Origin of the sequence: Pseudomonas sp. SWRI154 (genome assembly GCF_014268645.1) — a bacterium.
GTDB classification, from domain to species: Bacteria; Pseudomonadota; Gammaproteobacteria; order Pseudomonadales; family Pseudomonadaceae; genus Aquipseudomonas; species Aquipseudomonas marvdashtae.
This window is the reverse complement of record NZ_JABWQW010000003.1, coordinates 207,344-234,069: the sequence shown is the minus strand read 5'-3', so window position 1 is coordinate 234,069 and position 26,726 is coordinate 207,344. Positions and strand designations below refer to the sequence as shown.

Genomic DNA, 26,726 nt, shown 5'->3' with positions numbered 1-26,726 from the left:
GGGCGCGTTCTTGGTCACTATCGGCGCCCCGCGCGCCGACTGCGCCTGATCCGCACCAAGGAATGCCCGTCATGTCTCACCCCATCGCCACCAAGGTCCTGGTCATCGGCTATGTCTGGCCCGAGCCACGCTCATCGGCGGCCGGCGGACATGTCATGCAGCTACTGGAAGCGTTTCTCGGCGAAGGCTGGGAGATTACTTTCAGCAGCCCGGCCAAGCCCGGCGAAAACCGCGCCGATCTGCTCGCCTTGGGCATTCGCGAAGTGCCGATCGAACTCAATAACAGCAGCTTTGATACTTTCATAACCGAGTGCGCGCCGGACATCGTCCTGTTCGACCAGTTCATGATGGAAGAACAGTTCGGCTGGAGGGTCGAAAAACACTGCCCGGACGCCCTGCGTGTCTTGGAAACGTCCGACCTGCAAAGCCTGCGTCACGCCCGGCATCAACGCTTGAAGGATCGCTTGAAAGCCGACGAGTCGTCCCAGGATTTCAGCGACCTGTTCGCTCCGGCGCTGCGCGAGGAATTCGAGCTGATGGCCGACACCGACCTGGCCAAGCGGGAAATCGCCGCCCTGTATCGTTGCGACCTGAACCTGATGGTGTCTGAGGTCGAGATCGAACTGTTGGTAGAACACTTCAAGGTGCCCCGCCAATTGTTGCTCTGGTGCCCGTTGATGCTGGATCTGCCCGACACCCCCTGCGCACCCTTCGAAGACCGGGCGCATTTCCTCAGCATTGGCAACTTCCGCCATGCGCCGAACTGGGACGCCGTGCTCTGGATGAAACATGCCGTCTGGCCGCTGATTCGCCAGCGATTGCCCGGCGCGCAACTGCATCTCTATGGCGCCTATACCCCGCCCAAGGCGGCGGCACTGCATAATCCGGCGCAGGGATTCCACATCATGAACTGGGCGGAAGATGCCTTGCAGGTAATGTCGGCGGCACGCATCTGCCTGGCGCCATTGCGTTTCGGCGCAGGCATCAAGGGCAAACTGATCGAAGCCATGCTGTGCGGAACGCCCAGCGTTACCACCCCCATCGGCGCCGAGGCCATGCACGGCGGCATGCCTTGGCCCGGGGACATTGCGCAAAGTGCCGCAGACATCGCCAATGCCGCCGTGCAGTTGTACAGCGACCCGACGCGTTGGGCCGCTTCCCAGGTTGCGGGACAGGCCTTGCTCGCGGAGCGTTTTCGCAGAGACATCCACGGCCCGGCGTTGATTGACAGCATCAAGGCCTGCCGCGCCGATCTTACGCGGCGGCGCCGGGACAACTTCACCGGCAGCATGCTCCGCCATCATCAACACAAGAGCACCCAGTACATGGCCCAGTGGATCGAGGAAAAAAACCGCAACAGTTGATCGCCGGCGGCTTCAAGCAACCGGCGACGGGGCTGGAACCTGCCGGGCTTAGGGGGCATTATCAGCGGCGATAACAACAAAAGCGCCAGGCCCATGACCCGAACAGCGAGAGTCACCGATCCCTCCTACGAGTTGATGGACGACCACAACGGGCTGTCCATCATCTATCGCCAGCACGGTTTCCCCTGCCCGCTGGTGCGCTGGCATTTCCACAAGGAATACGAGCTGCACCTGATCGTTGCCAGTTCGGGCAAGGTCTTCATCGGCGACTACATCGGCAATTTTTCCCCGCAGTCCCTGTTCCTCACCGGCCCCAACCTGCCCCATAACTGGATCAGCCAGGTGGCCGAGGACGAAGTGGTGCCCAAGCGCGACATGCTGGTGAACTTCACCGATGAGCTGTTCGAAAGCGGCAATCAGGTGTTTGCCGAGCTGAAAACCCTTGCCCCGCTGCTCGAGCGTGCCCAGCACGGCATCGAGTTTCGCTGCAAGCGCACCATCCGCCAGGCCATGACCTTGATGCAACGCATCGCCGACGCCCACGGCATGAGCCGACTGGGCTATTTTTTCATCCTGATGGAGTTGCTGGCGGCCTGCGATGATTACCAATTGCTGTCCGGCGCCACCACGCCACAGGCGGCGGACGAACACAGCATCGACCGTACCAACCGGGCGGTGGATTACATCTTTGCCCACTACGCCCGAGAATTGCCCCTGGAAGAAGTCGCCGAGCACCTGGGCATGAAACCCACCTATTTCAGCCGAGTCTTCAAGCAAGCCACCGGCCGCTGCTTCATCGAATTCGTCAATCGACTGCGTATCAGCAAATCCTGCGAACTGCTGGCCGACGGCGACAAACCGGTGACCGATGTGTGTTTCGAGTCGGGCTTCAACAATATTTCCAACTTCAACCGACGCTTCCAGCAACTCAAGGGCATGACCCCCTCCCACTACCGGCGCCTGGCGGTGCAGCGGTTGACCGAGCAGAACCAGGGCTGAGATCTTTTTCGTGATCCAGTGCAAAAAAGTATCAGTAAAAGTGCGACGGATGATTTGTCACGCCGTCCATAGAGGGCTGTAATCAGCGCACATTCTTCCTCTCATCCGGAAGACACAAAAACAATAACTGTCCTTCTGCAGCCCGTGGGCGCGGAAAAGGAGTGCGCGATGAAACCTTCGGTAAAAGCTCTGCTTGTATCCACCTGCATGACCCTCAGCAGCGTCAGTTTCGGCGCGCAAACCCTGACCATTGCCACCGTCAACAACAGCGACATGATCCGCATGCAAAAGCTCTCGAAAACCTTCGAGGCCGAACACCCGGACATCACGCTGAACTGGGTGGTGCTTGAAGAAAACGTGCTGCGTCAACGCCTGACCACCGACATCGCCACCCAGGGCGGACAGTTCGACGTGCTGACGATCGGCATGTACGAAGCTGCACTCTGGGGCGCCAAGGGCTGGCTGGAACCGATGAAGGATTTGCCGGCCTCCTACGACCTGGACGACGTTTTCCCTTCGGTGCGCGATGGCTTGTCCGTCAAGGGTTCGCTGTACGCCCTGCCGTTCTACGCTGAAAGCTCGATCACCTATTACCGCACCGACCTGTTCAAGAACGCCGGGCTGACCATGCCCGAACACCCAACATGGACCCAGATCGGTGAGTTCGCAGGAAAGCTCACCGACAAATCCAAGGAACAATATGGCCTATGCCTGCGGGGCAAAGCCGGTTGGGGCGAGAACATGGCGCTCATTACCACCCTGGCCAACGGTTATGGCGCGCGCTGGTTCGATGAGAAGTGGCAGCCCGAATTCAATGGGCCAGAGTGGAAAGACGCACTGAACTTCTACGTCGACAACATGAAGAAATCCGGCCCGCCGGGCGCCTCCAGCAACGGTTTCAATGAAAACCTGGCGCTGTTCAACAGCGGCAAATGCGCGATCTGGGTCGATGCCAGCGTCGCCGGTTCGTTCGTCACCGACAAGACCCAGAGCAAGGTTGCCGACAACGTTGGATTCACCTTCGCTCCCCACGAAAAAACCGATAAGGGCACCTCGTGGATGTACTCCTGGTCGCTGGCGATCCCGACCAGCTCCAAAGCCAAGGAAGCGGCCAAGGTCTTTACCACTTGGGCGACGTCCAAGGAGTACGGCCAACTGGTCGCCAAGACCGACGGCATTGCCAACGTACCACCGGGCACCCGCGCCTCGACCTACAGCGACGAGTACATGAAGGCCGCGCCGTTTGCCAAGGTGACGCTGGAATCGTTGAAGGTCGCCGACCCGAAGGCTCCAACGCTCAAGCCCGTGCCCTACATCGGCATTCAACTGGTGACCATTCCCGAATTCCAGGCCATCGGCACCCAGGTAGGCAAATTCTTCTCGGGCGCGCTGACCGGCCAGCAGACCGTGGACCAGGCGTTGACCGCCGCGCAGTCCACCACAGAGCGGGAAATGAAGCGCGCCGGGTATCCCAAGTAAAGACCTGTAGACATCCATTTGTGGCGAGGGAGCTTGCTCCCGCTGGCGGGCAGAAGGATTGCCTGTCGGCATAGGCCCGCTGCGCGGTCCAGCGCAAGCAAGCTTCCTCTCCACAGGGAATGCGTCGCATAAGAGTAAGCACTCATGAATACCTCGACAACGACAGTCAAAGCCCCCATCGAAATAGCCCCGCCGACACGCAAGGTCCGTGTGGCAAACCCCGGCTGGTTCCTGGTCAGCCCTTCGGTCGCCTTGTTGCTGCTGTGGATGATCGTGCCGCTGGGCATGACCGTCTACTTCTCGACGATCCGCTACAACCTGCTCTACCCCGGCGAAAACCAATTCGTCGGGCTGGAGAACTTCACCTACTTCCTGACCGACTCGGGCTTCATGCCCGGCGCCACCAACACCCTGCTGCTGGTGGGCAGCGTGTTGTTGATCAGTATCGTGCTTGGTGTGTTGATCAGCGCGCTGCTGGAAGCCAGTGAGTTTTTCGGTCGTGGGATCGTGCGGGTGTTGCTGATCTCGCCGTTCTTCATCATGCCGACCGTGGGCGCGCTGATCTGGAAAAACCTGATTTTCCACCCGGTCTCCGGAATCCTCGCCTCGGTCTGGAAACTGTTCGGCGCGCAGCCGGTGGACTGGCTGGCGCATTACCCGCTGCTGTCGATCATCATCATCGTGTCGTGGCAATGGCTGCCCTTCGCGATCCTGATCCTGATGACCGCCATGCAGTCACTCGACCAGGAACAGAAAGAAGCCGCGCGCCTCGACGGTGCCGGCCCGATCGCGATCTTCTGGCACCTGACCCTGCCGCACCTGGCGCGTCCTATCGCCGTGGTGCTGATGATCGAGACGATTTTCCTGCTGTCGGTGTTCGCCGAGATCTTCACCACCACCAACGGCGGTCCCGGCTACGCATCGACCAACCTCGCCTACCTGATCTACAACCAGGCGTTGGTGCAGTTCGACGTCGGCATGGCGTCGGCCGGTGGTTTGATCGCCGTGGTGATCGCCAACATCGCCGCCATCATCCTCGTGCGGATGATCGGCAAAAACCTCACCGACAAAAATTGAGGCCGCCATGACTCTTCAACAATCCCGTCGCCTGCAAAGCCTGCTGCTGGGCACGCTGGCCTGGGCCATCGCGATCCTGATCTTCTTTCCGATCTTCTGGATGGTGCTGACCAGCTTCAAGACCGAAATCGATGCGTTCGCCACGCCGCCGCAGTTCATCTTCATGCCGACGCTGGAGAACTACCTGCACATCAACGAGCGCAGCAACTACTTCAGCTTCGCCTGGAACTCGGTGGTGATTTCCTTCAGCGCCACTGCCCTTTGCCTGTTGATCGCGGTGCCGGCAGCCTACTCCATGGCGTTCTACGAAACCCAGCGCACCAAGGGCACCTTGCTGTGGATGCTCTCCACCAAGATGCTGCCACCGGTGGGCGTGCTGATGCCGATCTATTTGCTGGCCAAGAGCTTTGGCCTGTTGGACACGCGCATTGCGCTGATCATCATCTACACGCTGATCAACCTGCCGATCGTGGTCTGGATGATTTACACCTACTTCAAGGACATTCCCCGCGACATCCTCGAAGCCGCGCGCCTGGATGGCGCCACGCTCTGGCAGGAGATGGTCCGCGTGCTGCTGCCGATCGCCAAGGGCGGCCTCGCTTCCACCGTGTTGTTGTCGCTGATCCTGTGCTGGAACGAGGCGTTCTGGTCGCTGAACCTCACCTCATCCAAAGCCGCGCCACTGACAGCGCTGATTGCCTCTTACTCCAGTCCGGAAGGTTTGTTCTGGGCCAAATTGTCGGCCGTCTCGACCCTGGCCTGCGCGCCGATCCTGATCTTCGGCTGGATCAGCCAGAAACAGCTGGTACGCGGTTTGTCCTTCGGCGCGGTGAAGTAACGCGCCCTACACAGTCATCAGAAGCGGAGGCCCATCATCATGGCCAATCTGAAAATCAAGAATCTGCAAAAAGGCTTCGAAGGCTTCTCCATCATCAAGGGCATCGACCTTGAAGTGAACGACCGCGAGTTCGTGGTCTTTGTCGGCCCGTCCGGCTGTGGCAAATCCACCTTGCTGCGGCTGATTGCCGGCCTCGAAGAAGTCAGCGACGGCACCATCGAACTGGACGGCCGGGACATCACCGAAGTCAGCCCGGCCAAGCGCGACCTGGCGATGGTGTTCCAGACCTATGCCCTGTACCCGCACATGAGCGTGCGCAAGAACATGTCCTTCGCGTTGGACCTGGCCGGCGTACCCAAGGCCGAGGTCGAGAAGAAAGTCAACGAAGCGGCGCGCATCCTCGAGCTGGGGCCGATGCTGGAGCGCAAACCCAAGCAATTGTCCGGCGGCCAGCGCCAACGCGTGGCCATTGGCCGAGCCATCGTGCGCAACCCGAAAATTTTCCTGTTCGACGAACCGCTGTCCAACCTCGACGCCGCCCTGCGCGTGCAGATGCGCCTGGAACTGGCGCGCCTGCACAAAGAGCTGCAGGCGACCATGATCTACGTAACCCACGACCAGGTTGAAGCCATGACCCTGGCCGACAAAGTGGTGGTGCTCAATGGTGGGCGCATCGAACAGGTCGGCTCGCCGCTGGACCTGTATCACCAGCCCGCCAACCTCTTCGTGGCCGGGTTCCTCGGCACGCCAAAAATGGGTTTCCTCAAGGGCAAGGTCACCGCACTGGACGGCCAGGGTTGCGAAGTCCTGCTGGACGCCGGGACGCGGATCAGCCTGCCGTTGAGCGGTGCCAACCTGAGCGTTGGCGGCGCAGTAACTTTGGGTATTCGCCCGGAACACCTGAACCTGGCGCAACCGGGCGATTGCACGCTGCGGGTTACCGCCGATGTCAGCGAACGGCTGGGCAGCGACACCTTCTGCCACGTCGTCACCGCGTCCGGCGAAGCCTTGACGATGCGAGTGCGCGGCGACCTGGCGAGCCGTTTCGGCGAGCAACTGGATCTGCACCTGGACGCCGAACACTGCCATTTATTCGATGCCGAAGGCGTAGCGGTCTCCCGCGCCCTGCGTGCTGCCGCCTGATTGCCGAGATTTTGCGATGAAACTCAACCGACAGAACCTGCACAACCTCAAGCCCGAGGTCGCCCTACCCGCCTATAACCTGAGCGACCGTCGCCAGGGCATCGTCCACATCGGCGTCGGCGGTTTCCACCGTGCGCACCAGGCGTATTACACCGATGCACTGATGAACACCGGCGAAGGCCTTGACTGGGCCATCTGCGGCGTCGGCCTGCGGGCCGAGGACCGCCGCGCCCGGGACGACCTGGCCGGCCAGGATTACCTGTTCACCCTCTTCGAACTGGGCGACACCGATGACACCGAAGTGCGGGTGATCGGCGCCATCGCCGACATGCTGCTGGCCGAAGACGGCGCCCGTGCGCTGATCGACAAACTGGCCGACCCGCAGATCCGCATTGTCTCGTTGACCATCACCGAGGGCGGTTACTGCATCGACGACAGCAACGGCGAGTTCATGGCCCACCTGCCGCAGATCCAGCACGACCTGGCCCATCCGGACCAGCCGACCACGGTGTTCGGCTTCCTCTGCGCGGCCCTGGCCAAGCGCCGAGCCTTGGGGACGCCGGCGTTCACCCTGATGTCCTGCGACAACCTGCCCCACAACGGTGCGGTCACCCGCAAGGCGCTGCTGGCCTTCGCCGCCCTGCGTGACCCTGAGCTGGGACGGTGGATCGACCAGAACGTAAGCTTCCCCAACGCCATGGTTGATCGGATCACGCCGATGACCAGCAGCGCCCATCGTTTGCAGCTGCATGACGAACATGGCATCGATGACGCCTGGCCGGTGGTCTGCGAGCCCTTTGTGCAGTGGGTGCTGGAAGACAAATTCGTCAGCGGTCGCCCAGCTTGGGAAAAGGTCGGGGTGCAGTTCACCGATGACGTTTCGCCTTATGAAGAGATGAAGATCAAGCTGCTCAACGGATCCCATCTCGCCTTGACCTACCTGGGATTTCTGAAGGGCTATCGCTTCGTCCATGAAACGATGAACGACCCGCTGTTCGTGCGCTACATGCGCGCCTACATGGACCTGGATGTGACACCGCAACTGGCGCCGGTGCCGGGCATCGACCTGAGCGAATACAAAAATACCCTGGTGGAGCGCTTCTCCAACCAAGCCATCGCCGACCAGTTGGAGCGGGTCTGTTCGGACGGCTCCTCGAAGTTTCCGAAATTCACCGTGCCGACCATTAACCGCTTGATCGCCGACGGCGCCGAAACCCGCCGCGCCGCGCTGGTGGTGGCGGCCTGGGCGGTGTATCTGAAGGGCGTGGACGAGAACGGCGCGAGCTATTCAATTCCCGACCCACGAGCGGCGTTCTGCCAGGCGCTGGTGGCCGACGACGTGCTGGTGACCCAGCGGGTGCTGCAAGTTGAAGAAATTTTTGGCACGGCGATTCCCCGTTCGCCTGAATTCGTGGCAGCCTTCGAATGGTGCTGCAACAGCTTGCGCGAGCATGGGGTGACCAAGACGCTTGAGCGGGTACTGGCTGATCAAGGCTAGATGCAACCCGCTTTCGTGGCGAGGGAGCTTGCTCCCGCTGGGTTGCGCAGCGACCCCATGAATCTGACACCCGTTTGTCAGGCTCACTGCGCTGCCTGGATTGGGGCTGCTGCGCAGCCCAGCGGGAGCAAGCTCCCTCGCCACAGGTGTTGCATGTCCCTGACGATAATGTAATCAAGCTGCTGATCCGAGGATTTCCATGGCCAACCAACAACTGTTCCTGGGCATCGATTGCGGCACCCAAGGCACCAAGGCGCTGATCCTGGATGCGATCAGCGGCCAGGTACTCGGCCAGGGCGCCGCAGCCCACAGCATGATCAGCGGCGCCAACGGCCGTCGCGAACAAGACACCCAGCAATGGCTCGACGCGTTCACCCAAGCTACTCGGCAGGCGTTGTCGGCCGCCGGAGTCGATGGCCAGGCGATCATCGGCATCGGCGTATCCGGCCAACAGCATGGCCTGGTGCTGCTTGATGACCAGGGCCAGGTCCTGCGCCCGGCCAAGCTGTGGTGCGACACCGAGACAACCGCGGAAAACGATCGACTCCTGGCGCACCTCGGCGGTGAAAGTGGCTCCCTGGAGCGTCTCGGCGTGGTGATCGCTCCGGGTTATACGGTATCCAAATTGCTCTGGACCCAAGAACAGCATCCGCAGGTGTTCGAACGCATCGCCAGCGTCCTGCTGCCCCACGACTTCCTCAATTACTGGCTGACCGGCCGCCATTGCAGCGAATTCGGCGATGCCTCGGGCACCGGTTATTTCAACGTGCGCAGCCGCCAATGGGACACGGAGCTGCTGCGACATATCGACCCCAGCGGACGCCTGCTATCGGCCTTGCCGGAACTGATCGAGGCCCATCAACCGGTCGGCAGGATCCTGCCGCAGATTGCCGCACACCTTGGCTTGAACCCCGAGGCCGTGGTGGCCAGCGGTGGCGGCGACAATATGATGGGCGCGATCGGCACGGGCAATATCCAGCCCGGCGTGATCACTATGAGCCTCGGCTCCTCCGGCACGGTGTACGCCTATGCGGCGGAGCCCGTGGTCAGCCCGCAGGCGTCGGTGGCAACGTTCTGTTCTTCCAGCGGCGGCTGGTTACCGCTGATCTGCACCATGAACCTGACCAACGCCACCGGGGCGCTGCGCGAGCTGTTGGACTTGGACATCGACACGTTCAATACCTTGGTCACCCAAGCGCCGATCGGTGCCGAAGGCGTCTGCATGCTGCCGTTCCTCAATGGCGAACGGGTCCCCGCCCTGCCAAACGCCACCGGCAGCCTGCTGGGCCTGACGACCACCAACCTGACCCGGCCCAATCTGTGCCGCGCCGTGGTCGAAGGCACGACCTTCGGCCTGCGTTACGGCCTTGACCTACTCAGGGCCAATGGACTCGAGGCGCAGAGCATTCGCCTGATCGGCGGCGGCTCGAAGAGCCCGGTCTGGCGGCAGATCGTCGCCGATATCATGGACATCACGGTCATCTGCACCGAACAGAGCGAAGCGGCTGCCCTGGGCGGGGCGATCCAGGCGGCCTGGTGCCATGGCGGCGCGCAAGAACAGCTGGCTGAACTGTGCCAGCGTTGCGTCAAGCTCGACCCGGCCAGCGAAACCCGGCCCGTCGCCGAACAGGTCGCGGCGTCCCAGCAAGCTTATGAACTTTATCGGCAACACGTCGCAACCCTTTGAGAGCAGGCAACTATGTATCTGGTGTGTGGTGAAGCGCTGTTTGATCTGTTCAGCGCAAACGAAGCGGGAGCTCCGGCGTCCCAAGTGAATTTCAAGGCAATTGCCGGCGGCTCGCCGTTCAACGTGGCGGTAGGGTTACGCCGGCTGGGGATCGAATCGGCATTGTTTGCCGGGCTGTCCACCGACTACCTCGGCCAACGCTTGCGACAGGTATTGACCGACGAAGGCGTCAGCACGCAATTCACCCATGACTTCGACGCCCCCACTACCCTGGCGATGGTCGCCGTAGGGGCCAACGGCTCGCCGCACTACAGCTTTCGCGGTGAGGGTTGCGCGGATCGGCTATTGACCATGGCGCATCTGCCGACGCTGAGCCCGCAGGTGCGTGGCTTGCATGTCGGTTCATTTTCCCTGGTGGTGCAGCCGGTCGCCGACACGCTGCTGGCGCTGGTGCAACGCGAAAGCGGCAAGCGCCTGATCAGCCTGGACCCGAATGTGCGGCTCAATCCGCAGCCGGACATCGAGTTGTGGCGTTCGCGAATCGCCACGTTGGTGCAGTATGCCGACCTGATCAAAGTCAGCGATGAAGACCTGGGTCTGCTCTACCCCGACCGAGACCCGCATGAAGTGATCAGCGGCTGGCTGGAACATCGTTGCCAACTGGCATTTCTGACCCGTGGCGGCGACGGCGCGACGGTGTTCAGCCGTCATCATGGCGTCAGGTCGCTTGCTGCCTGTCCAGTCAAGATCGCCGATACCGTAGGCGCGGGCGATACATTCCAGGCGGCATTGATCGCCTGGCTGACTGAACAGCAGTTGGATTGTGTGGAGGGCTTGAATTCGCTGACAGCGCAACAGCTCAGTCAAATGCTCGACTTCGCCATGCGCGCCGCTGCGCTGACCTGCGGCAAAACCGGTCCCGACCTGCCTTACCGACGGGAACTGGACTAGCAACAATCAAAGACTGCACGCCGGGTTCGAACGATGTCGGACCCGGTCGTCAGGCCGCAAGGACGAGGAGTGATTAGCGCCCGCTCATCCGATGTTGCTGATGGAAATAGTTACCTGAAGCGTGATTTGCGGAAGCACGCCCGTGGTCAAGCTCAGTGCGCAGTTCGGCGATCAGGTCATTGATGGCGCGGCAGCCGGTGAGCTTGGTGGCATCGATATCAGTCTTGACCAGTGCCACACGATCGGTTTCATGGTCGTCGTAAATCTTCACCGTCATCGACAAATCCGGTGACAAGGTGCATTGCGAGCGTTTCGGCAGCAGGCTGCTTTCAATGATGTTTCGCATTTCCAAGGCAGATAAAAACATGGCAACTCTCTCCTGTTGAGGCAGCCAACTTATGTTCACGACGGGGGTATTTTCGTCCGATTCTTCCCTTCGGACTGGACTACGAATGCCCTACCGTTCGTTCATTTTGGCGTTTTCTGGTGTTGGAGCCCGTTCAATCGGACTCGGGTATCAACCCGCAAAAAACATGCCTGTACCTGGGTACATCCAGCCTGTTACAAATCAATCACTTAGCGAGAAAATCAAGCGAAACGGTCATGCAGAATGCAAGGAAACGGTGTTTCTCTCATGCAAACTGCAATTGCCCGTTCGGCTTGTCAGGCTCAGAGTAGCCACTATTTCGACTTCATGGGCGGGCATCCGTCGGCTTCTGGAAAAAAAACCGTGACGCGTCATGCAATCTCAGGAAACCGCCATCGCCGCACGTTCGGCGACGTGGCGCAAGCTGTCGAAGTTGATATTGGCGCCCGAGTCGATGGCCACCAGCGTCTGGCCTTGCGCGCCGCTGTCAGCCACGTATTGCTTGATACCCGCCACTGCCAAGGCGCCCGATGGCTCGGTGATCGAGCGCGTGTCGTCGTAGATGTCCCGGATCGCCGCGCAGAGCTGGTCGTTGGTGACGGTTATCACTTCATCGACACAGAATCGGCAGATATCAAAGCCATGGGCACCGATCTGTGCTACGGCCACGCCGTCGGCGAAGGTGCCCACGCTGGGCAGCGTCACTCGTTCACCAGCAGCCAACGCCGCTTGAAGGCAGGCGGAATGTTCGGACTCGACGCCGATGATGCGTATTTCCGGGCGCAGGTATTTGACGTACGCCGCGATTCCGGCGATCAGCCCGCCGCCACCGACCGGAACGAAAATGGCGTCCAGCGGACCTGGATGCTCGCGCAGGATCTCCATCGCGACCGTTCCCTGCCCGGCGATGACTTGCGGGTCGTCAAACGGCGAGACGAACTCTCGTCCGGTCTGTTGGGCCAGGTTCAAGGCGAACTCCAGAGCGAACGGAAAGCTCTCGCCGTGCAGCAATGCCTCGGCGCCCCGGCTGCGCACGCCCAGTACCTTGAGCTGCGGCGTGGTGCTGGGCATGACAATGCAAGCGGATATTCCCAGCTCCCGAGCGGCCAGCGCTACGCCCTGGGCATGATTACCTGCCGAAGCCGTGATCACGCCACGGCTGCGTTGCTCCGGGGTCAGTTGTACCAATTTGTTGTAGGCGCCGCGAATCTTGAAGGAAAAGGTCGGCTGCAAGTCTTCGCGCTTGAGCAGGATCCGGTTTCCCAGGGCTTGCGACAACGCTGGGGCCGCTTGCAACGGCGTGGCCACCGCCAATTCATACACCGGCGCGGCCAGAATCTTCTTGACGTAGTGCTCCAGCAAGGCTTGCTCGGCGCGGGTCGGGGTCATGGCGGTCTCCTGGTTCGAATGAAGCCCTGGAGACAGAAAGAAAAAACCCGCCTCTAGGGCGGGTTGGGTGCAGCCGTCAGCTAGCCCGCCAAATAAGGAATGGCGGTAATAATGCTTGGCTGGCTGCGCAGTACGGTGGAATTCATGACTGGACGTTAGCCGCGCGCGCCGGGCAAGTCAATGGAAATCCCGGCCCGGCTACCCGAACCTCATTGAATTCACCGTCATTTAAGCCCGACCTTGTACAACGCACCGTCGCCCTCATCCGTCAGCACATACAGGAAACCATCCGGGCCCTGGCGAACGTCACGGATTCGTTCGCCAAGATCACCCAGCAAGCGCTCTTCATGGACAACCTTGTCGCCTTCGAACTCCAGACGGATCAAATCCTTGGAAACCAGCCCGCCGATAAAAACGTTACGTTGCCAAGCCTTGAATCGGTCGCTGTCATAGAACGCCATCCCGCTGAGACCTGGCGACAGCTGCCAGACGTGGTGCGGGCCCTCGGTGCCTTCAACGGTCTTGCCCTGGGCTTCGGGAATGCGTGCGCCGGAGTAATTGTCGCCATGGGTCGCCAGTGGCCAGCCATAGTTCTTGCCGCGTTCGATGATATTCAACTCATCACCGCCCTTGGGCCCGTGCTCATTCTCCCACAGCGTACCGTTCCAAGGGTTCAACGCCGCGCCCTGTGAATTGCGAATGCCGTAGGACCAGATTTCGGGCCGGACGTTTTCCTGGCCAACAAAAGGATTGTCGTCAGGCACCTTGCCGTCGGGGTAGATACGTACGATCTTGCCTTGCAGCTTGTCCAGGTCCTGGGCGGTCGGGCGGTCGTTGTTTTCCCCCAGGGTAATGAACAGGTAGCCGTCCCGGTCGAACACCAGGCGCGAGCCGAAATGGTTGCCCGTGGAAAGCTTGGGTTGCTGGCGGAAGATCACATTGAAGTCCTTCAGACTCTTGAAGTCTTCGGACAATTGCCCGCGCCCGACGGCGGTGCCGGCCTTGCCGTCCTTACCCGCCTCGGCATAGGAAAGGTAAACCGTGCGGTCCCGCTTGAAGTCCGGCGACAGCACAACGTCCAGCAAGCCGCCCTGGCTTCGCGCCCAAACGTCCGGCACGCCGCTCAGCGGTGCTGAAAGCTTGCCGTCCGGGCTGACCCGCCGCAGGTTGCCCGACCGCTCCGTCACCAGCATTCCCTGCTGATCTGGCAGGAACGCCACGGACCAAGGGTGTTCGAGCCCCCGGGTCACCGTCGTCACTTCTACCGTGCCCTCCTCGCTTTTCATTGGCTGGGGCTGCGCGGCAGAGACCGGCGTGGCAAGGGTTAGAACAGCGCTGGCGCAAAAGGCCGCCAGGAGTGTTTTACGGATCATGCACACTTCCTTCTGTGGTGTGAAAAAAGACCGGCCTAGCGATTGCCGTTATTGCTGTTTCTGGGCGGCGTCGGCGCCTCGATCGTCGGCCGCGCAGAACCCGATGGCTGCCCGGAGCGCGGGTAGCCGTTACCGATGCCGCCGTTTTCCAAGGTCGGCGGTCGGGGAACGGGCACGGTCGGGTTGTTGCGAATGCCCGGCACGTTCGACTGGGTGCCCTGCATGCTGTTGGGATTGGCCCGGCGTATCGGGCTGTTATAGGGATTGTTATTGCCCGGTGGATTCTGCGCCACGATCACCGAGCCTTGGTCGAAGGACGTGGCCTGGGCAGTAGCCGTCAGCAATAGCGCAATGGTGGCAATCATCAGCCTGTTCATTTGAATACCTCTTGGATTCAGGCATATCGAAAACACGCTACGCCGCAGGTTCGCGGTTGTTAAGCGAAATGTCCGCGCGAAGATGTAACCAGGCATCTCTGGAACGCCCGTTCCGCTGGCGCGATGGCCGCAGCCAGCCGGCGCGCGGTGGAAACTTTTGCCGGCGCCCGGAGGTCACCAGAGAGACTCATTTACTGGCAAGGAAAATCCACCATGGCACGGGCAATCTGGAAAGGCGCAATCAGTTTCGGGCTGGTCCACATTCCCGTGGCGCTGGTATCGGCCACCGCGTCCCAAGGCGTGGATTTCGACTGGCTGGACAAGCGCAGCATGGACCCGGTCGGCTACAAGCGCGTCAACAAGGTCACCGGCAAGGAGGTGACCAAGGACGACATCGTCAAAGGCGTGCAATACCAGAAAGGCCAATACGTGCTGATCAGCGAAGATGAAATCCGCGCCGCCCACCCAAAATCCACCCAGACCATCGACATCTTTTCCTTCGTCGACAGCGAAAAAATCCCCCTGCAGAACATCGACAAGCCCTATTTCCTGGCGCCCGACAAACGCGGTGGCAAGGTCTATGCCTTGTTGCGCGAAACCCTGGTCAAGACCAACAAAGTGGCGCTGGCCCATGTGGTGTTGCATACCCGCCAGCACTTGGCGGCGCTCATGCCTTTGGAGTCGGCCCTGGTGCTGGTGATGCTGCGCTGGCCGGCCGAGGTGCGCGAGCTCGACGTGCTGGAGTTGGGCGACGAAGTGACGAGCCCGACGCTGGCCAAGGGCGAGCTGGAGATGGCCAAGCGCCTCGTGGAAGACATGAGTGGCGACTGGGAACCCCAGGAGTACCGCGACAGTTTCGAGGACAAGATCATGGAGCTGGTGGAGAAGAAGGCCAACGAGGGCCGGCTCGAAGCGGTGGAAACCGACCCTGGCGAAGAACAGCGCAAGACCGCCGATGTCATCGACCTTACCGAGCTGCTCAAGCGCAGCCTGGGCGGCAAGGGCAAGGCGCCGGACAAACCCGCCGAGAAGCCCGCAGCCAAATCCACCAAGACCCGCAAGCCCGCTCCCGCTAAAAAAGCCACCAAGGCCTCCCGGGGCTAACCCCGAGGCGCCAGCAACACAAGGGAATCTGTCATGGCCAAGGCCGAGAGTGAATATGCCCGTCTGTCCGATGCCGCACTGGACCCAGCATCAGCACCCAAGTCCCCCGGGAAAACCGCGCTACCCGATCGATTGTTGCCGCAGCTGGCGACACCGGTCGAGCAACCGCCGGCTGGCGAATGGCGCTATGAAGTCAAATTCGACGGTTATCGATTGCTGACCCGCATCGAAGGCGGCGAAGTTCGCTTGTTCAACCGCAATCAGCTGGACTGGACCGACCGGCTGAAGCTGCATGCCGATGCGCTGGCCGAATTGAATCTGGATAACAGCTGGCTCGACGGCGAGCTGGTGCTGCTCGATGATACCGGTCACTCCGATTTCGCAGCGCTGCGTCAAGCTTTCGAAATCGGCCGCACGGTAGACATGGTCTATTTCCTCTTCGACGCGCCTTTTCTCAACGGTGTGGACCTGCGCCAGGCGCCTGTCGAAGAACGCCGTGCCGCCTTGAAAAAAGCCCTCAGCAATAACGGGAGCAAGCGCGTGCGCTTCTCCGAGGCGTTCTCCGCCAGCCAGGGCGATATATTTGAAAGTGCCAACGCGCTCGCACTCGATGGCGTGGTCGGCAAGCGCCTGGGCAGCCCGTATGAATCGCGACGCAGCCCCGACTGGGTGAAACTCAAGTGCCGATTGCGCCAGGCCTTCGTCATCGTCGGTTTCACCCACCCCCAAGGCAAGCGTCACGGCTTTGGCTCGCTGTTGCTCGCGGTCAATGGGCCATCGGGTTTGATTTACGCCGGTCGAGTCAGCAACGGGTTCAGCCAATCGCACGTCAAGCAATTGCATGAGCAGCTGTGCACGTTGGAGCGTGACGCTTCGCCGCTGGCGGAACCGCTCAACGGCACCCGTAGCCGCAGCGTGAAATGGGTCGAGCCGACCCAGGTCTGTGACGTCGAGTTCACCGAATGGACTCGGGACGGCTTGGTCAACCAGGCGGTCTTCCTTGGATTGCCCCATGACAGGCCCTCGGGCACGATCATCCGCGAGCAACCGATGCCGATAAAAGCCGAGCCGACGAAACCCAAGTACCGCGGTAAAACCCGCACCGTGGAAGTCGCCGGGGTGAAGATCACCCATCCCGAACGCGTCATCGACAGCGTCAGCGGTGTCCGCAAGGACGAGCTGGCCCGATATTACGCGGACATCGCTCCGTGGATCCTGCCGCACCTGAAGCAGCGGCCAGTGGCTCTGCTGCGCGCCCCGGACGGGATTGGCGAAGAGCAGTTCTTCCAGAAACACGCCGATCGCCTGGAGATTCCCCACATCAAACAGCTCGACCCGGCGCTGGATCCTGGCCATGCCGCGCTGATGGAAATCGACGACGTCCCATCACTGGTCAGCGCGGCGCAGATGGGCACGGTGGAATTGCACACCTGGACCGCGACCCATGACCGGATCGAGTCGCCGGATCTGTTCGTCCTCGACCTTGACCCCGACCCGTCGCTGCCCTGGAGCGCCATGATCGAAGCCACCCGCATGACCCTGTCATTGCTCGACGAATTGGGTTTGCAGGCGTTCCTCAAGACCAGCGGCGGCAAGGGCATGCACATCATCGTGCCGTTGGCACGCGGTGAAGGCTGGGACGCGACCAAGGCGTTCGCCAAGGCCATCTCGCAATTCATGACCCGGCAGATGCCGAAGCAGATCACCGCAACCATGGGACCGAAGAACAGGGTCGGCAAGATCTTCCTCGACTACCTGCGCAACTCGCGCGGCGCCAGTACGGTGGTCGCTTACTCAGTGCGCGCACGGCCAGGGCTGCCGGTGTCGGTGCCCATAGCGCGGGCGGAGCTGGACGGCTTGCGCAACGCCCAGCAATGGGACATCTACACCGCCCTGGAGCGGGCCAAGGGCTTGGGCGCCGATCCGTGGGAAGGCTACAGCCATCGCCAACGAATCACAGCGAAGATGTGGGAACAGCTGGACGCGCAGAAACCTGGGGACTGAACCTTCAGATCCAGATGAACAGCGCCAGCAAGCCGCCGAAGAACGCCCATTTCTGCAGGTAATAGAGCGTGCGGTTGCGCTTCTTCAGGGCCTTGCCTTGCAGGCGAATCCTGTAGAGCCTGGAAAACGCTCGATTCAGTGCACCAGTCTTGTCGCTGGTCGCATCGTTGGGCGCGCCGGCGGCCGCCATCACGGTACGGCTGAACCAGCGGTTGAAGGCAGTGGCCCAACGAAATTTCATCGGCCGCTCCACGTCGCAGAACAAGATGATGCGGTTGTGTGGCGTGGTGTTCTCTGCGTAATGAATGAACGTTTCGTCGAACATCACCGCTTCGCCGTCGCGCCAATGGTAATGCTCGCCGTCGACGTTGATATAACAGCCGGCCTCGTTGGGCGTTTCCAGGCCCAGGTGATAACGATAGGACCCGGCATACGGATCGCGATGACGCACCAGCTTCGAGCCTGGCGGAAGTTCGGCGAACATCGCCGCCTTGATCGAGCCGATGCCCTGCACCAGTTCGGTGGTGCGTGGGCAGAGTTTCATCGCCGAGGGATGGCTGTCGCCGTACCATTTCAGGTAGAAGCGCTTCCAGCCGGTCTTGAAGAAAGAGTTGAAGCCCACATCGTCATACTGATTGGAACGCTTGATCTCCCCCGCCCGCAGCAGATTCTGGCCTTCGGCGCGGATTTCTTCCCAATGGGCTTGCAATGGACTCAGGTCGGGGAACTGCTCCGGGCTCAGGAATGGCTTGTTGGGCAGCTTCGAGCACAGGTACAGCAGGCAATTGATCGGCGCGAGAAAGGACGAGTGATCGCTCAGCTGGCGCCCGAGCTTGTGCCGTACGCGCCCACGCAGGTGCACATAGCCAATGGAAAGGAGGTAGATCGCGACAATGATGAGCTTCACGGGATCGGTCTGGTCCAGGAGTGAACAGGCTGCTGCTCCTGGCCAGCCAAGCGGCAATGGAGAGCGTCGAGCGAGATGGCGATTTAGCCACAATTTGTAACTGAAGGTTATCCCTCAGTTGTGAAAAACTGTCTTGCCTGGGTAACACCCTATCGTTAATGCAGCCAGATCAGTACAATCGCCGCCAAATATCACGCGCCCCCTTGGCCGATACCGGAAAACCCGGCTTCGGCGCAACTCCACTCGGTCCAGGCGCTCCGTATGCAGCTGTCCTCTTATGCCGGATGGACCCTTGCGCTTGCGACCGCGAAGCCTCTAGCGCGGTGCGGATCGGCGCAAACAGGTACTGAACAGGTACTGCCGCACCCTTAGCTACTCTGAATGTTCCGCAGGATAAACCTTTGATCTCTACAGCTAACATCACGATGCAGTTCGGCGCCAAGCCGCTGTTCGAAAACGTCTCTGTCAAATTCGGCGCGGGCAACCGCTACGGCTTGATCGGCGCCAACGGTTGCGGCAAGTCGACCTTCATGAAAATCCTCGGCGGCGACCTCGAGCCGTCCGGCGGCCAAGTCATGCTCGAGCCGAACGTGCGCCTGGGTAAACTTCGCCAGGATCAGTTCGCCTACGAAGAATTCACCGTGATCGATACCGTGATCATGGGCCACGAAGAACTGTGGAAGGTCAAGGCCGAGCGCGACCGTATCTACTCGCTGCCGGAAATGACCGAAGAAGACGGCATGGCCGTGGCCGAGCTGGAAACCGAGTTTGCCGAGATGGACGGCTACACCGCCGAATCCCGCGCTGGCGAATTGCTGCTGGGCCTGGGTATCGGCATCGAACAGCATTTCGGCCCGATGAGCGAAGTCTCGCCAGGCTGGAAGCTGCGTGTGCTGCTGGCCCAGGCGCTGTTCTCCGATCCCGAAGTGCTATTGCTCGACGAACCGACCAACCACCTGGATATCAACACCATCCGCTGGCTGGAAAACGTGCTGACCCAGCGTTCGAGCCTGATGATCATCATCTCCCACGACCGTCACTTCCTGAACAGTGTCTGCACCCACATGGCGGACCTGGACTACGGCGAGCTGCGCCTGTTCCCAGGCAACTACGACGAATACATGACCGTGGCGACCCAATCCCGCGAGCAATTGCTGTCGGACAACGCCAAGAAGAAAGCGCAGATTTCCGAACTCCAGTCGTTCGTCAGCCGCTTCTCGGCCAACGCCTCGAAAGCCAAGCAGGCCACCTCCCGCGCCAAGCAGATCGACAAGATCCAACTGGCCGAGGTCAAGCCTTCGAGCCGTGTCAGCCCGTTCATTCGCTTCGAGCAGACCAAGAAACTGCACCGCCAGGCAGTCATCGTCGAGCGCATGGCCAAGGGCTTTGACGGCAAGCCGCTGTTCAAGGACTTCAGCTTCACCGTCGAAGCCGGCGAGCGCGTCGCGATCATCGGCCCGAACGGCATCGGCAAGACCACGTTGCTGCGTACCCTGGTCAATGAACTGAAACCCGATGCCGGTACCGTGAAGTGGACCGACGCCGCCGAACTGGGCTACTACGCCCAGGACCATGCCCACGACTTCGAAGATGACGTCAACCTGTTCGACTGGATGGGCCAGTGGACTCAGGGTGGCGAACAACTGGTTCGCGGCACCCTCGGCCGGATGTTGTTCTCCAACGACGAAATCCTCAAGTCGGTCAAGGTCATCTCCGGTGGTGAACAGGGTCGCATGCTGTTCGGCAAGCTGATCCTGCAGAAGCCGAACGTGCTCATCATGGACGAACCGACCAACCACTTGGACATGGAATCCATCGAAGCGCTGAACCTGGCGCTGGAAAACTATCCGGGTACGCTGATCTTCGTCAGCCACGACCGTGAGTTCGTCTCGTCCCTGGCTACGCGGATCATCGAGCTGAGCGCCGACGGCGTGGTCGACTTCAGCGGCACCTATGACGACTACCTGCGCAGTCAGGGTGTGTTGTTCTAAGGGCAGCTTCGAGCTGTAAGCTTCAAGCGGCAAGTGAAAGGCCCGGTCCATGTGACCGCAATGCTGTTCACTTAAGGCAATCGACAAACTCGTGGCGAGGGAGCTTGCTCCCGCTGGGCCGCGAAGCGGCCCTAAAACCTGCCAATGCGGAGCATCAGACACACCGCATCCGCCGGTTTACGACTGCTTCGCAGCCGAGCGGGAGCAAGCTCCCTCGCCACGGGTCGTCATTTTTCTTAAATGAACCGCATTGCGGTCCATGTGACCGGGCTTTTTGTGTTTCCAGGGTAAGAAACTATTGGGTGCTCCATGGCTTTGGCGAGGCTATTAGTTAGCCTGCTTCCTTTTCTCCTCTCCCCGCGCCATGATAAAGCTCTCCTGCCGCTGCCCGCGAACGAGCCCATGCCCACGCCCCCATCAGCTCCCAGTTCCCTGTCGATCACCCTGCAGATCGTCTCCATCGTTTTCTATACCTTCATTGCCTTTCTCTGCATCGGCCTGCCGATTGCCGTGTTGCCTGGCTATGTCCATGACCAACTGGGCTTCAGCGCGGTGGTGGCCGGGCTGACCATCGGTTCCCAATACCTGGCGACGCTGCTCAGTCGCCCCATGGCTGGACGGCTGTCGGACAGCATTGGCACGAAGCGGGCAATCGTCTACGGTTTGCTGGGGATTCTGCTCAGCGGCGTGCTGACGCTGATCTCAACGGTGCTGCAGGACTTCCCTCTGCCGAGCCTGTTGATCCTGATTGCCGGCCGGTTATTGCTAGGTGTCGCCCAAGGGCTGATCGGCGTCGGTACGATCAGTTGGTGCATGGGACAAGTCGGTGTGGAACACACGGCCCGTTCGATTTCCTGGAACGGCATCGCTTCCTACGGCGCAATCGCTATCGGCGCCCCGCTGGGGGTGGTGATGGTCGATGGGTTGGGTTTCGCCAGCCTGGGGATCGCCTTGTCACTGCTCGCTGGCATGGCGCTGTGGCTGATTCGCAACAAGCCGTCGGTACCGGTCGTTCGTGGCGAGCGCCTGCCGTTCTGGGCGGTGTTCGGGCGCATTTCACCGTTTGGCGCCAGCCTGTGCCTGGCTTCGATCGGCTACGGCACACTCACCACCTTCATCACCCTCTTCTATCTCAGCCGCGGCTGGACCGGCGCGGCATGGTGCCTGACGGTGTTTGGCGTGTGCTTCATCCTGGCACGGTTGTTGTTCATTTCCAGCATCGCCCGCTTCGGTGGCTTCAGTTCGGCCATTGTCTGCATGAGCATCGAAACCCTGGGGCTGGTGTTGCTGTGGCTGGCGCCTTCGACTGCGTTTGCCTTGGTCGGCGCGGGACTCGCCGGCTTCGGACTGTCGCTGGTGTACCCGGCGCTGGGCGTAGAGGCGATCAAGCAGGTGCCCAACAGCAGCCGAGGCGCCGGACTGAGCGCCTACGCGGTGTTCTTTGACTTGGCGCTGGCGATCGCCGGTCCGTTGATGGGCGCGGTGGCGTTAAACCTGGGCTACTCGTCGATCTTCTTCTTTGCAGCCTTGTTGTCAATCATCGGGCTGGGGCTGGCGTTGCTGCTGCGACGGCGAGCGGAAAGAGTCGATCACTGATCGGCGGTCCTCAGGCCGGCCCGGGTCGGCTTGCCCAGTGCCTGGCTGAAAAAGCGGCTGGCCTCGGAGATCATCGTGCGGTGGATGTCCTTGCGGTCGACGCCATCGGCATCGGTGCACAGCGCCGGCATCGCCGCGATCTGCTCGTCCGTGCAAGGCGCCATGAAGACGAAGTGCCCTGCCCCGGCCAACGTCTTGAAATCCGGCGCGGTGGGCAGTTTGCGAGCCAGTGCCGCGGCATTCTTGTCGAAGGCCACCAGCTTGTCGCCGTCACCGCTATAAAGCAGCACCGGCACATGGACGTCGGCCAGCGTGTGCCGACCGAACTTCAAACTCAACGGCGCCATCAGCAATAACGCGCGGACCCTCGGGTCGGCCACCGGCGACAGGTCGTCGCGGTCGGCAATCAATTCGCCTTGGGTGTTGCAGGCGTCACGGTCATCCGGGCGTTCCTGGCAGTAGCGGCGCAGGCGATTGAGATCCGGGGTGGCGCCGGAAAGGATCAAGGCGGTTTCGCCACCGGCGGAATAGCCGATGACACCCACCTGCCCCGCGTTGACGTAAGGCGAGAGCATCGGATCGTTCAATGTCGCGGTGATCGCTTCGGAGATCTGGATCGGCCGTCCATACAAGTTGCTCAAGGTGCCGAGCCGACTGTGGTCCTGGGCGTTGTCGCCGGGATGAATCACCGCCACCACGACAAACCCTTTGCGCGCCAGCGACGTGGCCAGGTCATGCAGCGCCAGGGGCGTGCCGGTATTGCCGTGGGACAGCATCAACAGCGGGAAACGGCCGATGGCGATCTGCGCGTTGGGCGCAGCGTCGATCTGGTAGCCGCCCAGCGTGCTGGATTGCTCACCGGCGGTCGACGGATAGAACGCAATGGCCTGCATCGGCTGGTGATCCAGCGGATCGAGAAAGCTCAGCTCGTGAAAACCGGCGCTCCAATGCGGATGTGGCGCCGGTGCGGCCTGCACCGAACCGAACCCGCTCAACCAACAAAGCAACAGTGCTGCACCAAGACGTGTCATCGAATTTTCCACCTTCACCCGCCGATCGGGAGCCCATTGGCTCGCGGTTCCGGTCGTGCATGATCTGCGCCATGAATCCGGCGCCGAATGCAGGAAAACCCCGCATCCCAGCCATCCATTGACGACGAGAATACAGGGTTTTGCGAAGGTTGCCCGCGGAGCTTGGTGGCTTTACGCAAGCCTTACGCGGCGGCGAATTGCTGGCTGATCTGCAGCTTGGCTTGGCTCATGCCCTTGGCGCGCATGTCGTCGCCTTTGGCCAGGCCTTCAGCACGGACGAATTCAATGTCGGTAATGCCAAGAAAGCCGAACATGTGCTTGAGATAGTCTTCGTGGCCCACGCCACTCGGCTGTCCGGCATGCAGGCCGCCGGCGGTGGAAACGATCACCAGTTTCTTGCCGCCGCATAGACCTTCAAAGCCTGCATCGCCGTAGCGGAACGTTTGGCCAGCCACTGCGATACGGTCGATCCACGCCTTAAGCTGGGTCGGGATGGTGAAGTTGTACATGGGTGCGGCGATGACCAGCGCGTCTGCTGCCTGGAACTCGGCCATCGTTTCTGCGCTGAGCTCAGCCTCGTACTTGAGCGCGGCATCGCGCAATTCGGCGCTGGTGCCGGCGGCAACGAGCGTCTGGGCGGAAAAGTGGCTGATGGCGTCGGCGGCCAAATCACGATAAGTGACGGTAATAGCCGGCTCGGCGGCTTTCCAGGCCTGCACCAGCTCACGGCTCAATTGGCGCGACGCCGAGTTGTCGCCAAGGATGCTCGAATCGATATGCAACAGTTTCATGTGAATGCTCTCCTGAGTGAGGATCGCAACCAGGCGATCAAGTGCGAACAATCCTATCGATGAAACCAATAGCCGATAAGACCGCAAGAATGCGATAGTTCGTCCCACACACAGGACAATCGAAATCAATATGCAAGACCTCAACGATCTGTACTACTTCGCCAAGGTGGTCGAAGCCGGTGGCTTCGCGGCCGCCGGGCGCTTGCTGGGCATCCCCAAGTCGCGCCTGTCACGGCGTATCGCCGAGTTGGAAGAACGCCTCGGCGCCCGCCTGCTGCAACGTACCACTCGCCAGTTGAAGCTGACGGCAGTGGGCGAACGCTACCTGAGCCATTGCCAGGCCATGTTGCTCGAAGCCGAGATGGCTGACGAGGCGGTGGCGAGCATGTCCAGCGAACCCCGTGGGCGATTGCGAGTGTCGAGCCCGGTGGGGCTGGCTCATCAATTCCTGCCCCTGATCATCGAAACCTTCCTGGCGAAATATCCCTTGGTCCAGTTGGAGATGACCCTGCTCAATCGGCGCGTGGACCTGATTGGCGAAGGCATCGACGTGGCGTTGCGCGTGCGCGATGTGGGCGACGAAGACCCGCTGCTGATGACCCGCCGCCTGCGCCAGGCCCGACTGACTCTGGTCGCCAGCCCGGCACTCGTCGAAGGACGGCAAATCGAAACCCCGGACGACCTCAAGCAACTGCCGGTGCTAGGGGCACTGGACGCCGATCGACTGGTTCATCTGCGCCTGCTCGACCGCAGCGGGCAAAGTACCGAACTGGCCCTGGAAGCACGCCTGGGCATCGACGATTTCATCGTGCGCCGCGCCTGCGCCCTCGCCGGCCTGGGCATTACTTTGCTGCCGAGCATGTATTGCGAGCAGGAGTTGCTTGACGGCAGGTTGGTGGAGTTGTTGCCCGGATGGTCATCGCCCGATGGCTGGCTCCTGGCAGTCTATCCTCACCGGCGCGGTATGCTGCCGGCGGTGCGCGCCTGGATCGATCATCTGGTGGCGGCTTTTGAACAATGCGGGGACAAAACGATATGAGTTTGAGCGAAGAGGACGTCGCACGGTTTTGCCTGGGCTTGCCAGGCGCCAGGGAAGACTACAAGTGGGGCGGCGTGCGGGTGTTTTCCGTCGCCGCAAACAAAATGTTCGCCCTGCAAAACCTGCGGGGCGACTCATTGGCGTTCAAGGTCGACAAGGACCTGTTCCTCGGCCATTGCGACCGCCCGGGCATTCACCCGGCGCCTTATCTGGCGCGTGCGCAATGGATCATCATGCAGGTCCCCTACCCGCTGGGCGCCGACGAGTTGCGTGGTTTGCTGCAACGCTCTCATCAACTGGTGGTCAGCAAGTTGCCCAAGCGCACGCAGGTTGGGTTGCTGTTGTAGACGGGGCGGTCATCAGACCGTCGCCAAGCCCTTTCCTGCCCGCTCCAGATTGCGCCATAGCCACGGTGGCAAGACGTCCGGGTCGAGGCTGTCGATCAGGTTCTTCAGCGCCAGGCCCAGTTCGGTGTCGCCTTCAATGACCAGTCGCCTGCGGAAGAACAAGGTGTCGGGGTCTTCCTGACGGCTGGCCAATAGCAGGAATTCGCGCCAATTGCCGCTGATGCTGACCTGGGCGTCGGCCCGCTCGGCGATGCGCAGCCCATCGTGGGCCAACGTCAGGAACCAGCACAATTTCAGGTCCGATACCCGCAGGCACAGCCAGCGCCCGTGCAGCACGTCGAAACCGCCATCGCGCAGCGGTTCGGCCAAGCAACGGTTGAGCGCCTGCTGCAAGGCCAGGCGTTGCACCAGGAACGGCACCTTGCCCACCAGCGGCAACAAGCGGTCGGCGCCCTTGAGCAGCCATTTTTTCGGATTTAACACAGGCCCGCCTCCTCGACTTTCAGCATGCCAGCGTGGCCGTGCCAGTACCCGTTGCAACCATCGACGAACAGCGGTGGCGCTTCGCCCTGACGGACTTTGTCGAACGCTCTGACCACCTCGTCCATGCCCTGTGCCCTCGGACTCAGGCGCAGCACATCGGCGCCACTTGCCAGCAGCGCGTTGTAATCGGCCAACAGGTTCGTCACCTCGCCGGACATCGTCTGAATGCCGTTCAAGGTGAACAACAATTGTCCTTCCTGGCTGCTCAGCGCCAGTCCGTCGGGGTAGTTGATGCAACAGAACTGGCAGTCGTCCTTCGGCCGGTTTTCGGCTCGGGCGGTAAAGCAGCGCGCCGAATAGGCCAAGGGCAGATGGCCGTAGGCGAAGATTTCCACCTCGGGCACCTTCCGATCCATCTCACGCACCTGCTCCAGCACATCGCCGATCAGCGCCGCCGAACACTCCACCGGCGGCACCCAGCGGATCATGCCGCTGTCGAGCAACTGCGCCAGGGCGTGGCCGTTGTACAGATTCAACGCCGGCCCGCCGACAAAGGGCAGCTTGCGCTCGGCCATGAACTGCACCGCGCCCATGTCGTTGGCTTCCACCAGCAACTCGCCGTTGTCACATAAACGACGCAGGGTGGACAGTTCCGAAGCCGCTTCGATCAGCGTCAAACTCGACAACACAATCTGCGCCTGGCTGCACTGTTGCAGCTCACGGCCCAAGCCCAGCCATTGGTCCAGGGAGAATGCCCGACGCTTCGAACAGACGGTTTCCCCCAGGTAAATCACATCCAGCGGCAAGGCCGACATCTCGGCGTAGAAGTTTCCCAGTTGCGCTTTGTCCCAATAGAACAGGACCGGTCCCAGGCTGAGTTTCATCTGGCCT

24 protein-coding genes are annotated in these 26,726 nt (G+C 61.1%); 15 read left to right on the top strand and 9 right to left on the bottom strand.

Annotation, left to right across the window (positions count from 1 at the left end; genetic code table 11):
- Nucleotides 1-71: 71 nt before the first annotated feature.
- The 9 genes from HU806_RS04595 (at nucleotide 72) to HU806_RS04555 (ending at nucleotide 11,036) form a co-directional block, all read left to right on the top strand.
- Nucleotides 72-1,364 carry a glycosyltransferase gene (locus tag HU806_RS04595; RefSeq protein WP_186610244.1) on the top strand — a complete coding sequence of 431 codons (1,293 nt, stop codon included), beginning with the start codon at nucleotides 72-74 and terminating at the stop codon, nucleotides 1,362-1,364.
- A gap of 93 nt (nucleotides 1,365-1,457) precedes the next feature.
- Entirely contained in the window at nucleotides 1,458-2,363 is a 906-nt protein-coding gene (locus HU806_RS04590; RefSeq protein ID WP_186610243.1) for an AraC family transcriptional regulator, read from the top strand.
- A gap of 168 nt (nucleotides 2,364-2,531) precedes the next feature.
- On the top strand, nucleotides 2,532-3,842 hold the full coding sequence (locus HU806_RS04585) for an ABC transporter substrate-binding protein (protein ID WP_186610242.1): 1,311 nt from the start codon (nucleotides 2,532-2,534) through the stop codon (nucleotides 3,840-3,842).
- Nucleotides 3,843-3,986: 144 nt separating this feature from the next.
- On the top strand, nucleotides 3,987-4,919 hold the full coding sequence (locus tag HU806_RS04580; RefSeq protein WP_186610241.1) for a carbohydrate ABC transporter permease: 933 nt from the start codon (nucleotides 3,987-3,989) through the stop codon (nucleotides 4,917-4,919).
- Between the two features lie 7 nt (nucleotides 4,920-4,926).
- The gene (locus HU806_RS04575) at nucleotides 4,927-5,757 is read left to right on the top strand and encodes a carbohydrate ABC transporter permease (RefSeq protein WP_186610240.1); all 831 of its coding nucleotides are present in this window, start codon (nucleotides 4,927-4,929) and stop codon (nucleotides 5,755-5,757) included.
- A gap of 39 nt (nucleotides 5,758-5,796) precedes the next feature.
- The gene (locus tag HU806_RS04570) at nucleotides 5,797-6,900 is read left to right on the top strand and encodes an ABC transporter ATP-binding protein (RefSeq protein ID WP_186610239.1); all 1,104 of its coding nucleotides are present in this window, start codon (nucleotides 5,797-5,799) and stop codon (nucleotides 6,898-6,900) included.
- Between the two features lie 16 nt (nucleotides 6,901-6,916).
- Complete coding sequence (locus tag HU806_RS04565) at nucleotides 6,917-8,398, top strand: mannitol dehydrogenase family protein (protein WP_186610238.1); 1,482 nt, start codon at nucleotides 6,917-6,919, stop codon at nucleotides 8,396-8,398.
- Between the two features lie 199 nt (nucleotides 8,399-8,597).
- Nucleotides 8,598-10,085 carry a xylulokinase gene (gene xylB / locus HU806_RS04560; RefSeq protein ID WP_186610237.1) on the top strand — a complete coding sequence of 496 codons (1,488 nt, stop codon included), beginning with the start codon at nucleotides 8,598-8,600 and terminating at the stop codon, nucleotides 10,083-10,085.
- A 12-nt stretch (nucleotides 10,086-10,097) separates the two neighbouring features.
- A complete protein-coding gene (locus HU806_RS04555; protein ID WP_186610236.1) occupies nucleotides 10,098-11,036 on the top strand; it encodes a carbohydrate kinase family protein in 939 nt (312 codons plus the stop codon).
- A 73-nt stretch (nucleotides 11,037-11,109) separates the two neighbouring features.
- Here the strand turns inward: HU806_RS04555 and HU806_RS04550 are convergent, their stop codons facing one another.
- The 4 genes from HU806_RS04550 to HU806_RS04535 all read right to left on the bottom strand — a co-directional run bounded on the left by HU806_RS04550 (nucleotide 11,110) and on the right by HU806_RS04535 (nucleotide 14,542).
- Nucleotides 11,110-11,403, bottom strand: a complete 294-nt coding sequence (locus HU806_RS04550; RefSeq protein WP_186610235.1) for a DUF1652 domain-containing protein — start codon at nucleotides 11,401-11,403, stop codon at nucleotides 11,110-11,112.
- Nucleotides 11,404-11,784: 381 nt separating this feature from the next.
- A complete protein-coding gene (gene ilvA, locus HU806_RS04545; RefSeq protein WP_186610234.1) occupies nucleotides 11,785-12,792 on the bottom strand; it encodes a threonine ammonia-lyase, biosynthetic in 1,008 nt (335 codons plus the stop codon).
- A gap of 224 nt (nucleotides 12,793-13,016) precedes the next feature.
- Complete coding sequence (locus tag HU806_RS04540) at nucleotides 13,017-14,165, bottom strand: PQQ-dependent sugar dehydrogenase (protein ID WP_186610233.1); 1,149 nt, start codon at nucleotides 14,163-14,165, stop codon at nucleotides 13,017-13,019.
- Nucleotides 14,166-14,200: 35 nt separating this feature from the next.
- Nucleotides 14,201-14,542 carry a hypothetical protein gene (locus HU806_RS04535; RefSeq protein ID WP_186610232.1) on the bottom strand — a complete coding sequence of 114 codons (342 nt, stop codon included), beginning with the start codon at nucleotides 14,540-14,542 and terminating at the stop codon, nucleotides 14,201-14,203.
- 213 nt (nucleotides 14,543-14,755) lie between these two features.
- On the opposite strand from HU806_RS04535, the gene ku reads away from it, so the two are divergent.
- Nucleotides 14,756-15,646 carry a non-homologous end joining protein Ku gene (gene ku, locus HU806_RS04530; protein ID WP_186610231.1) on the top strand — a complete coding sequence of 297 codons (891 nt, stop codon included), beginning with the start codon at nucleotides 14,756-14,758 and terminating at the stop codon, nucleotides 15,644-15,646.
- 33 nt (nucleotides 15,647-15,679) lie between these two features.
- Nucleotides 15,680-17,650, top strand: a complete 1,971-nt coding sequence (gene ligD, locus HU806_RS04525; protein WP_186610230.1) for a DNA ligase D — start codon at nucleotides 15,680-15,682, stop codon at nucleotides 17,648-17,650.
- A 4-nt stretch (nucleotides 17,651-17,654) separates the two neighbouring features.
- Here the strand turns inward: ligD and lpxO are convergent, their stop codons facing one another.
- Nucleotides 17,655-18,557 carry a lipid A hydroxylase LpxO gene (gene lpxO, locus HU806_RS04520; protein WP_186610229.1) on the bottom strand — a complete coding sequence of 301 codons (903 nt, stop codon included), beginning with the start codon at nucleotides 18,555-18,557 and terminating at the stop codon, nucleotides 17,655-17,657.
- Between the two features lie 401 nt (nucleotides 18,558-18,958).
- Between lpxO and HU806_RS04515 the strand changes: the two genes are divergently transcribed.
- Both HU806_RS04515 and HU806_RS04510 read left to right on the top strand, forming a co-directional pair.
- Nucleotides 18,959-20,548 carry an ABC-F family ATPase gene (locus HU806_RS04515; protein ID WP_186610222.1) on the top strand — a complete coding sequence of 530 codons (1,590 nt, stop codon included), beginning with the start codon at nucleotides 18,959-18,961 and terminating at the stop codon, nucleotides 20,546-20,548.
- A gap of 402 nt (nucleotides 20,549-20,950) precedes the next feature.
- Nucleotides 20,951-22,144 (top strand): MFS transporter, encoded by a 1,194-nt coding sequence (locus HU806_RS04510; protein WP_186610221.1) that lies wholly within the window; start codon nucleotides 20,951-20,953, stop codon nucleotides 22,142-22,144.
- Here HU806_RS04510 and HU806_RS04505 read toward each other — a convergent pair.
- Both HU806_RS04505 and HU806_RS04500 read right to left on the bottom strand, forming a co-directional pair.
- Entirely contained in the window at nucleotides 22,138-23,175 is a 1,038-nt protein-coding gene (locus tag HU806_RS04505) for an alpha/beta hydrolase family protein (RefSeq protein ID WP_186610219.1), read from the bottom strand. The genes HU806_RS04510 and HU806_RS04505 overlap by 7 nt on opposite strands.
- A gap of 182 nt (nucleotides 23,176-23,357) precedes the next feature.
- On the bottom strand, nucleotides 23,358-23,966 hold the full coding sequence (locus HU806_RS04500) for an FMN-dependent NADH-azoreductase (protein ID WP_186610217.1): 609 nt from the start codon (nucleotides 23,964-23,966) through the stop codon (nucleotides 23,358-23,360).
- A 130-nt stretch (nucleotides 23,967-24,096) separates the two neighbouring features.
- Between HU806_RS04500 and HU806_RS04495 the strand changes: the two genes are divergently transcribed.
- Together HU806_RS04495 and HU806_RS04490 are read left to right on the top strand one after the other, a co-directional pair.
- Complete coding sequence (locus tag HU806_RS04495) at nucleotides 24,097-25,005, top strand: LysR substrate-binding domain-containing protein (RefSeq protein ID WP_186610215.1); 909 nt, start codon at nucleotides 24,097-24,099, stop codon at nucleotides 25,003-25,005.
- Entirely contained in the window at nucleotides 25,002-25,352 is a 351-nt protein-coding gene (locus HU806_RS04490; protein WP_186610209.1) for an MmcQ/YjbR family DNA-binding protein, read from the top strand. Before HU806_RS04495 ends, HU806_RS04490 begins: the two co-directional genes overlap by 4 nt.
- 12 nt (nucleotides 25,353-25,364) lie before the next feature.
- Here HU806_RS04490 and ubiT read toward each other — a convergent pair whose 3' ends face one another.
- Together ubiT and HU806_RS04480 are read right to left on the bottom strand one after the other, a co-directional pair.
- A complete protein-coding gene (gene ubiT / locus HU806_RS04485; protein ID WP_186610203.1) occupies nucleotides 25,365-25,835 on the bottom strand; it encodes a ubiquinone anaerobic biosynthesis accessory factor UbiT in 471 nt (156 codons plus the stop codon).
- Complete coding sequence (locus HU806_RS04480; protein ID WP_186610194.1) at nucleotides 25,829-26,719, bottom strand: U32 family peptidase; 891 nt, start codon at nucleotides 26,717-26,719, stop codon at nucleotides 25,829-25,831. The genes ubiT and HU806_RS04480 overlap by 7 nt, the downstream gene beginning before the upstream one ends.
- Nucleotides 26,720-26,726 lie beyond the last annotated feature (7 nt).

What these genes read in the sequence shown, in the direction of transcription:
- HU806_RS04595 (WP_186610244.1), top strand. Translation starts at nt 72, where the DNA reads ATGTCTCACCCCATCGCCACCAAGGTCCTGGTCATCGGCTATGTCTGG.
- HU806_RS04590 (WP_186610243.1), top strand. Translation starts at nt 1,458, where the DNA reads ATGACCCGAACAGCGAGAGTCACCGATCCCTCCTACGAGTTGATGGAC.
- HU806_RS04585 (WP_186610242.1), top strand. Translation starts at nt 2,532, where the DNA reads ATGAAACCTTCGGTAAAAGCTCTGCTTGTATCCACCTGCATGACCCTC.
- HU806_RS04580 (WP_186610241.1), top strand. Translation starts at nt 3,987, where the DNA reads ATGAATACCTCGACAACGACAGTCAAAGCCCCCATCGAAATAGCCCCG.
- HU806_RS04575 (WP_186610240.1), top strand. Translation starts at nt 4,927, where the DNA reads ATGACTCTTCAACAATCCCGTCGCCTGCAAAGCCTGCTGCTGGGCACG.
- HU806_RS04570 (WP_186610239.1), top strand. Translation starts at nt 5,797, where the DNA reads ATGGCCAATCTGAAAATCAAGAATCTGCAAAAAGGCTTCGAAGGCTTC.
- HU806_RS04565 (WP_186610238.1), top strand. Translation starts at nt 6,917, where the DNA reads ATGAAACTCAACCGACAGAACCTGCACAACCTCAAGCCCGAGGTCGCC.
- xylB (WP_186610237.1), top strand. Translation starts at nt 8,598, where the DNA reads ATGGCCAACCAACAACTGTTCCTGGGCATCGATTGCGGCACCCAAGGC.
- HU806_RS04555 (WP_186610236.1), top strand. Translation starts at nt 10,098, where the DNA reads ATGTATCTGGTGTGTGGTGAAGCGCTGTTTGATCTGTTCAGCGCAAAC.
- HU806_RS04550 (WP_186610235.1), bottom strand. Translation starts at nt 11,403, where the DNA reads ATGTTTTTATCTGCCTTGGAAATGCGAAACATCATTGAAAGCAGCCTG.
- ilvA (WP_186610234.1), bottom strand. Translation starts at nt 12,792, where the DNA reads ATGACCCCGACCCGCGCCGAGCAAGCCTTGCTGGAGCACTACGTCAAG.
- HU806_RS04540 (WP_186610233.1), bottom strand. Translation starts at nt 14,165, where the DNA reads ATGATCCGTAAAACACTCCTGGCGGCCTTTTGCGCCAGCGCTGTTCTA.
- HU806_RS04535 (WP_186610232.1), bottom strand. Translation starts at nt 14,542, where the DNA reads ATGAACAGGCTGATGATTGCCACCATTGCGCTATTGCTGACGGCTACT.
- ku (WP_186610231.1), top strand. Translation starts at nt 14,756, where the DNA reads ATGGCACGGGCAATCTGGAAAGGCGCAATCAGTTTCGGGCTGGTCCAC.
- ligD (WP_186610230.1), top strand. Translation starts at nt 15,680, where the DNA reads ATGGCCAAGGCCGAGAGTGAATATGCCCGTCTGTCCGATGCCGCACTG.
- HU806_RS04510 (WP_186610221.1), top strand. Translation starts at nt 20,951, where the DNA reads ATGCCCACGCCCCCATCAGCTCCCAGTTCCCTGTCGATCACCCTGCAG.
- HU806_RS04505 (WP_186610219.1), bottom strand. Translation starts at nt 23,175, where the DNA reads ATGACACGTCTTGGTGCAGCACTGTTGCTTTGTTGGTTGAGCGGGTTC.
- HU806_RS04500 (WP_186610217.1), bottom strand. Translation starts at nt 23,966, where the DNA reads ATGAAACTGTTGCATATCGATTCGAGCATCCTTGGCGACAACTCGGCG.
- HU806_RS04495 (WP_186610215.1), top strand. Translation starts at nt 24,097, where the DNA reads ATGCAAGACCTCAACGATCTGTACTACTTCGCCAAGGTGGTCGAAGCC.
- HU806_RS04490 (WP_186610209.1), top strand. Translation starts at nt 25,002, where the DNA reads ATGAGTTTGAGCGAAGAGGACGTCGCACGGTTTTGCCTGGGCTTGCCA.
- HU806_RS04480 (WP_186610194.1), bottom strand. Translation starts at nt 26,719, where the DNA reads ATGAAACTCAGCCTGGGACCGGTCCTGTTCTATTGGGACAAAGCGCAA.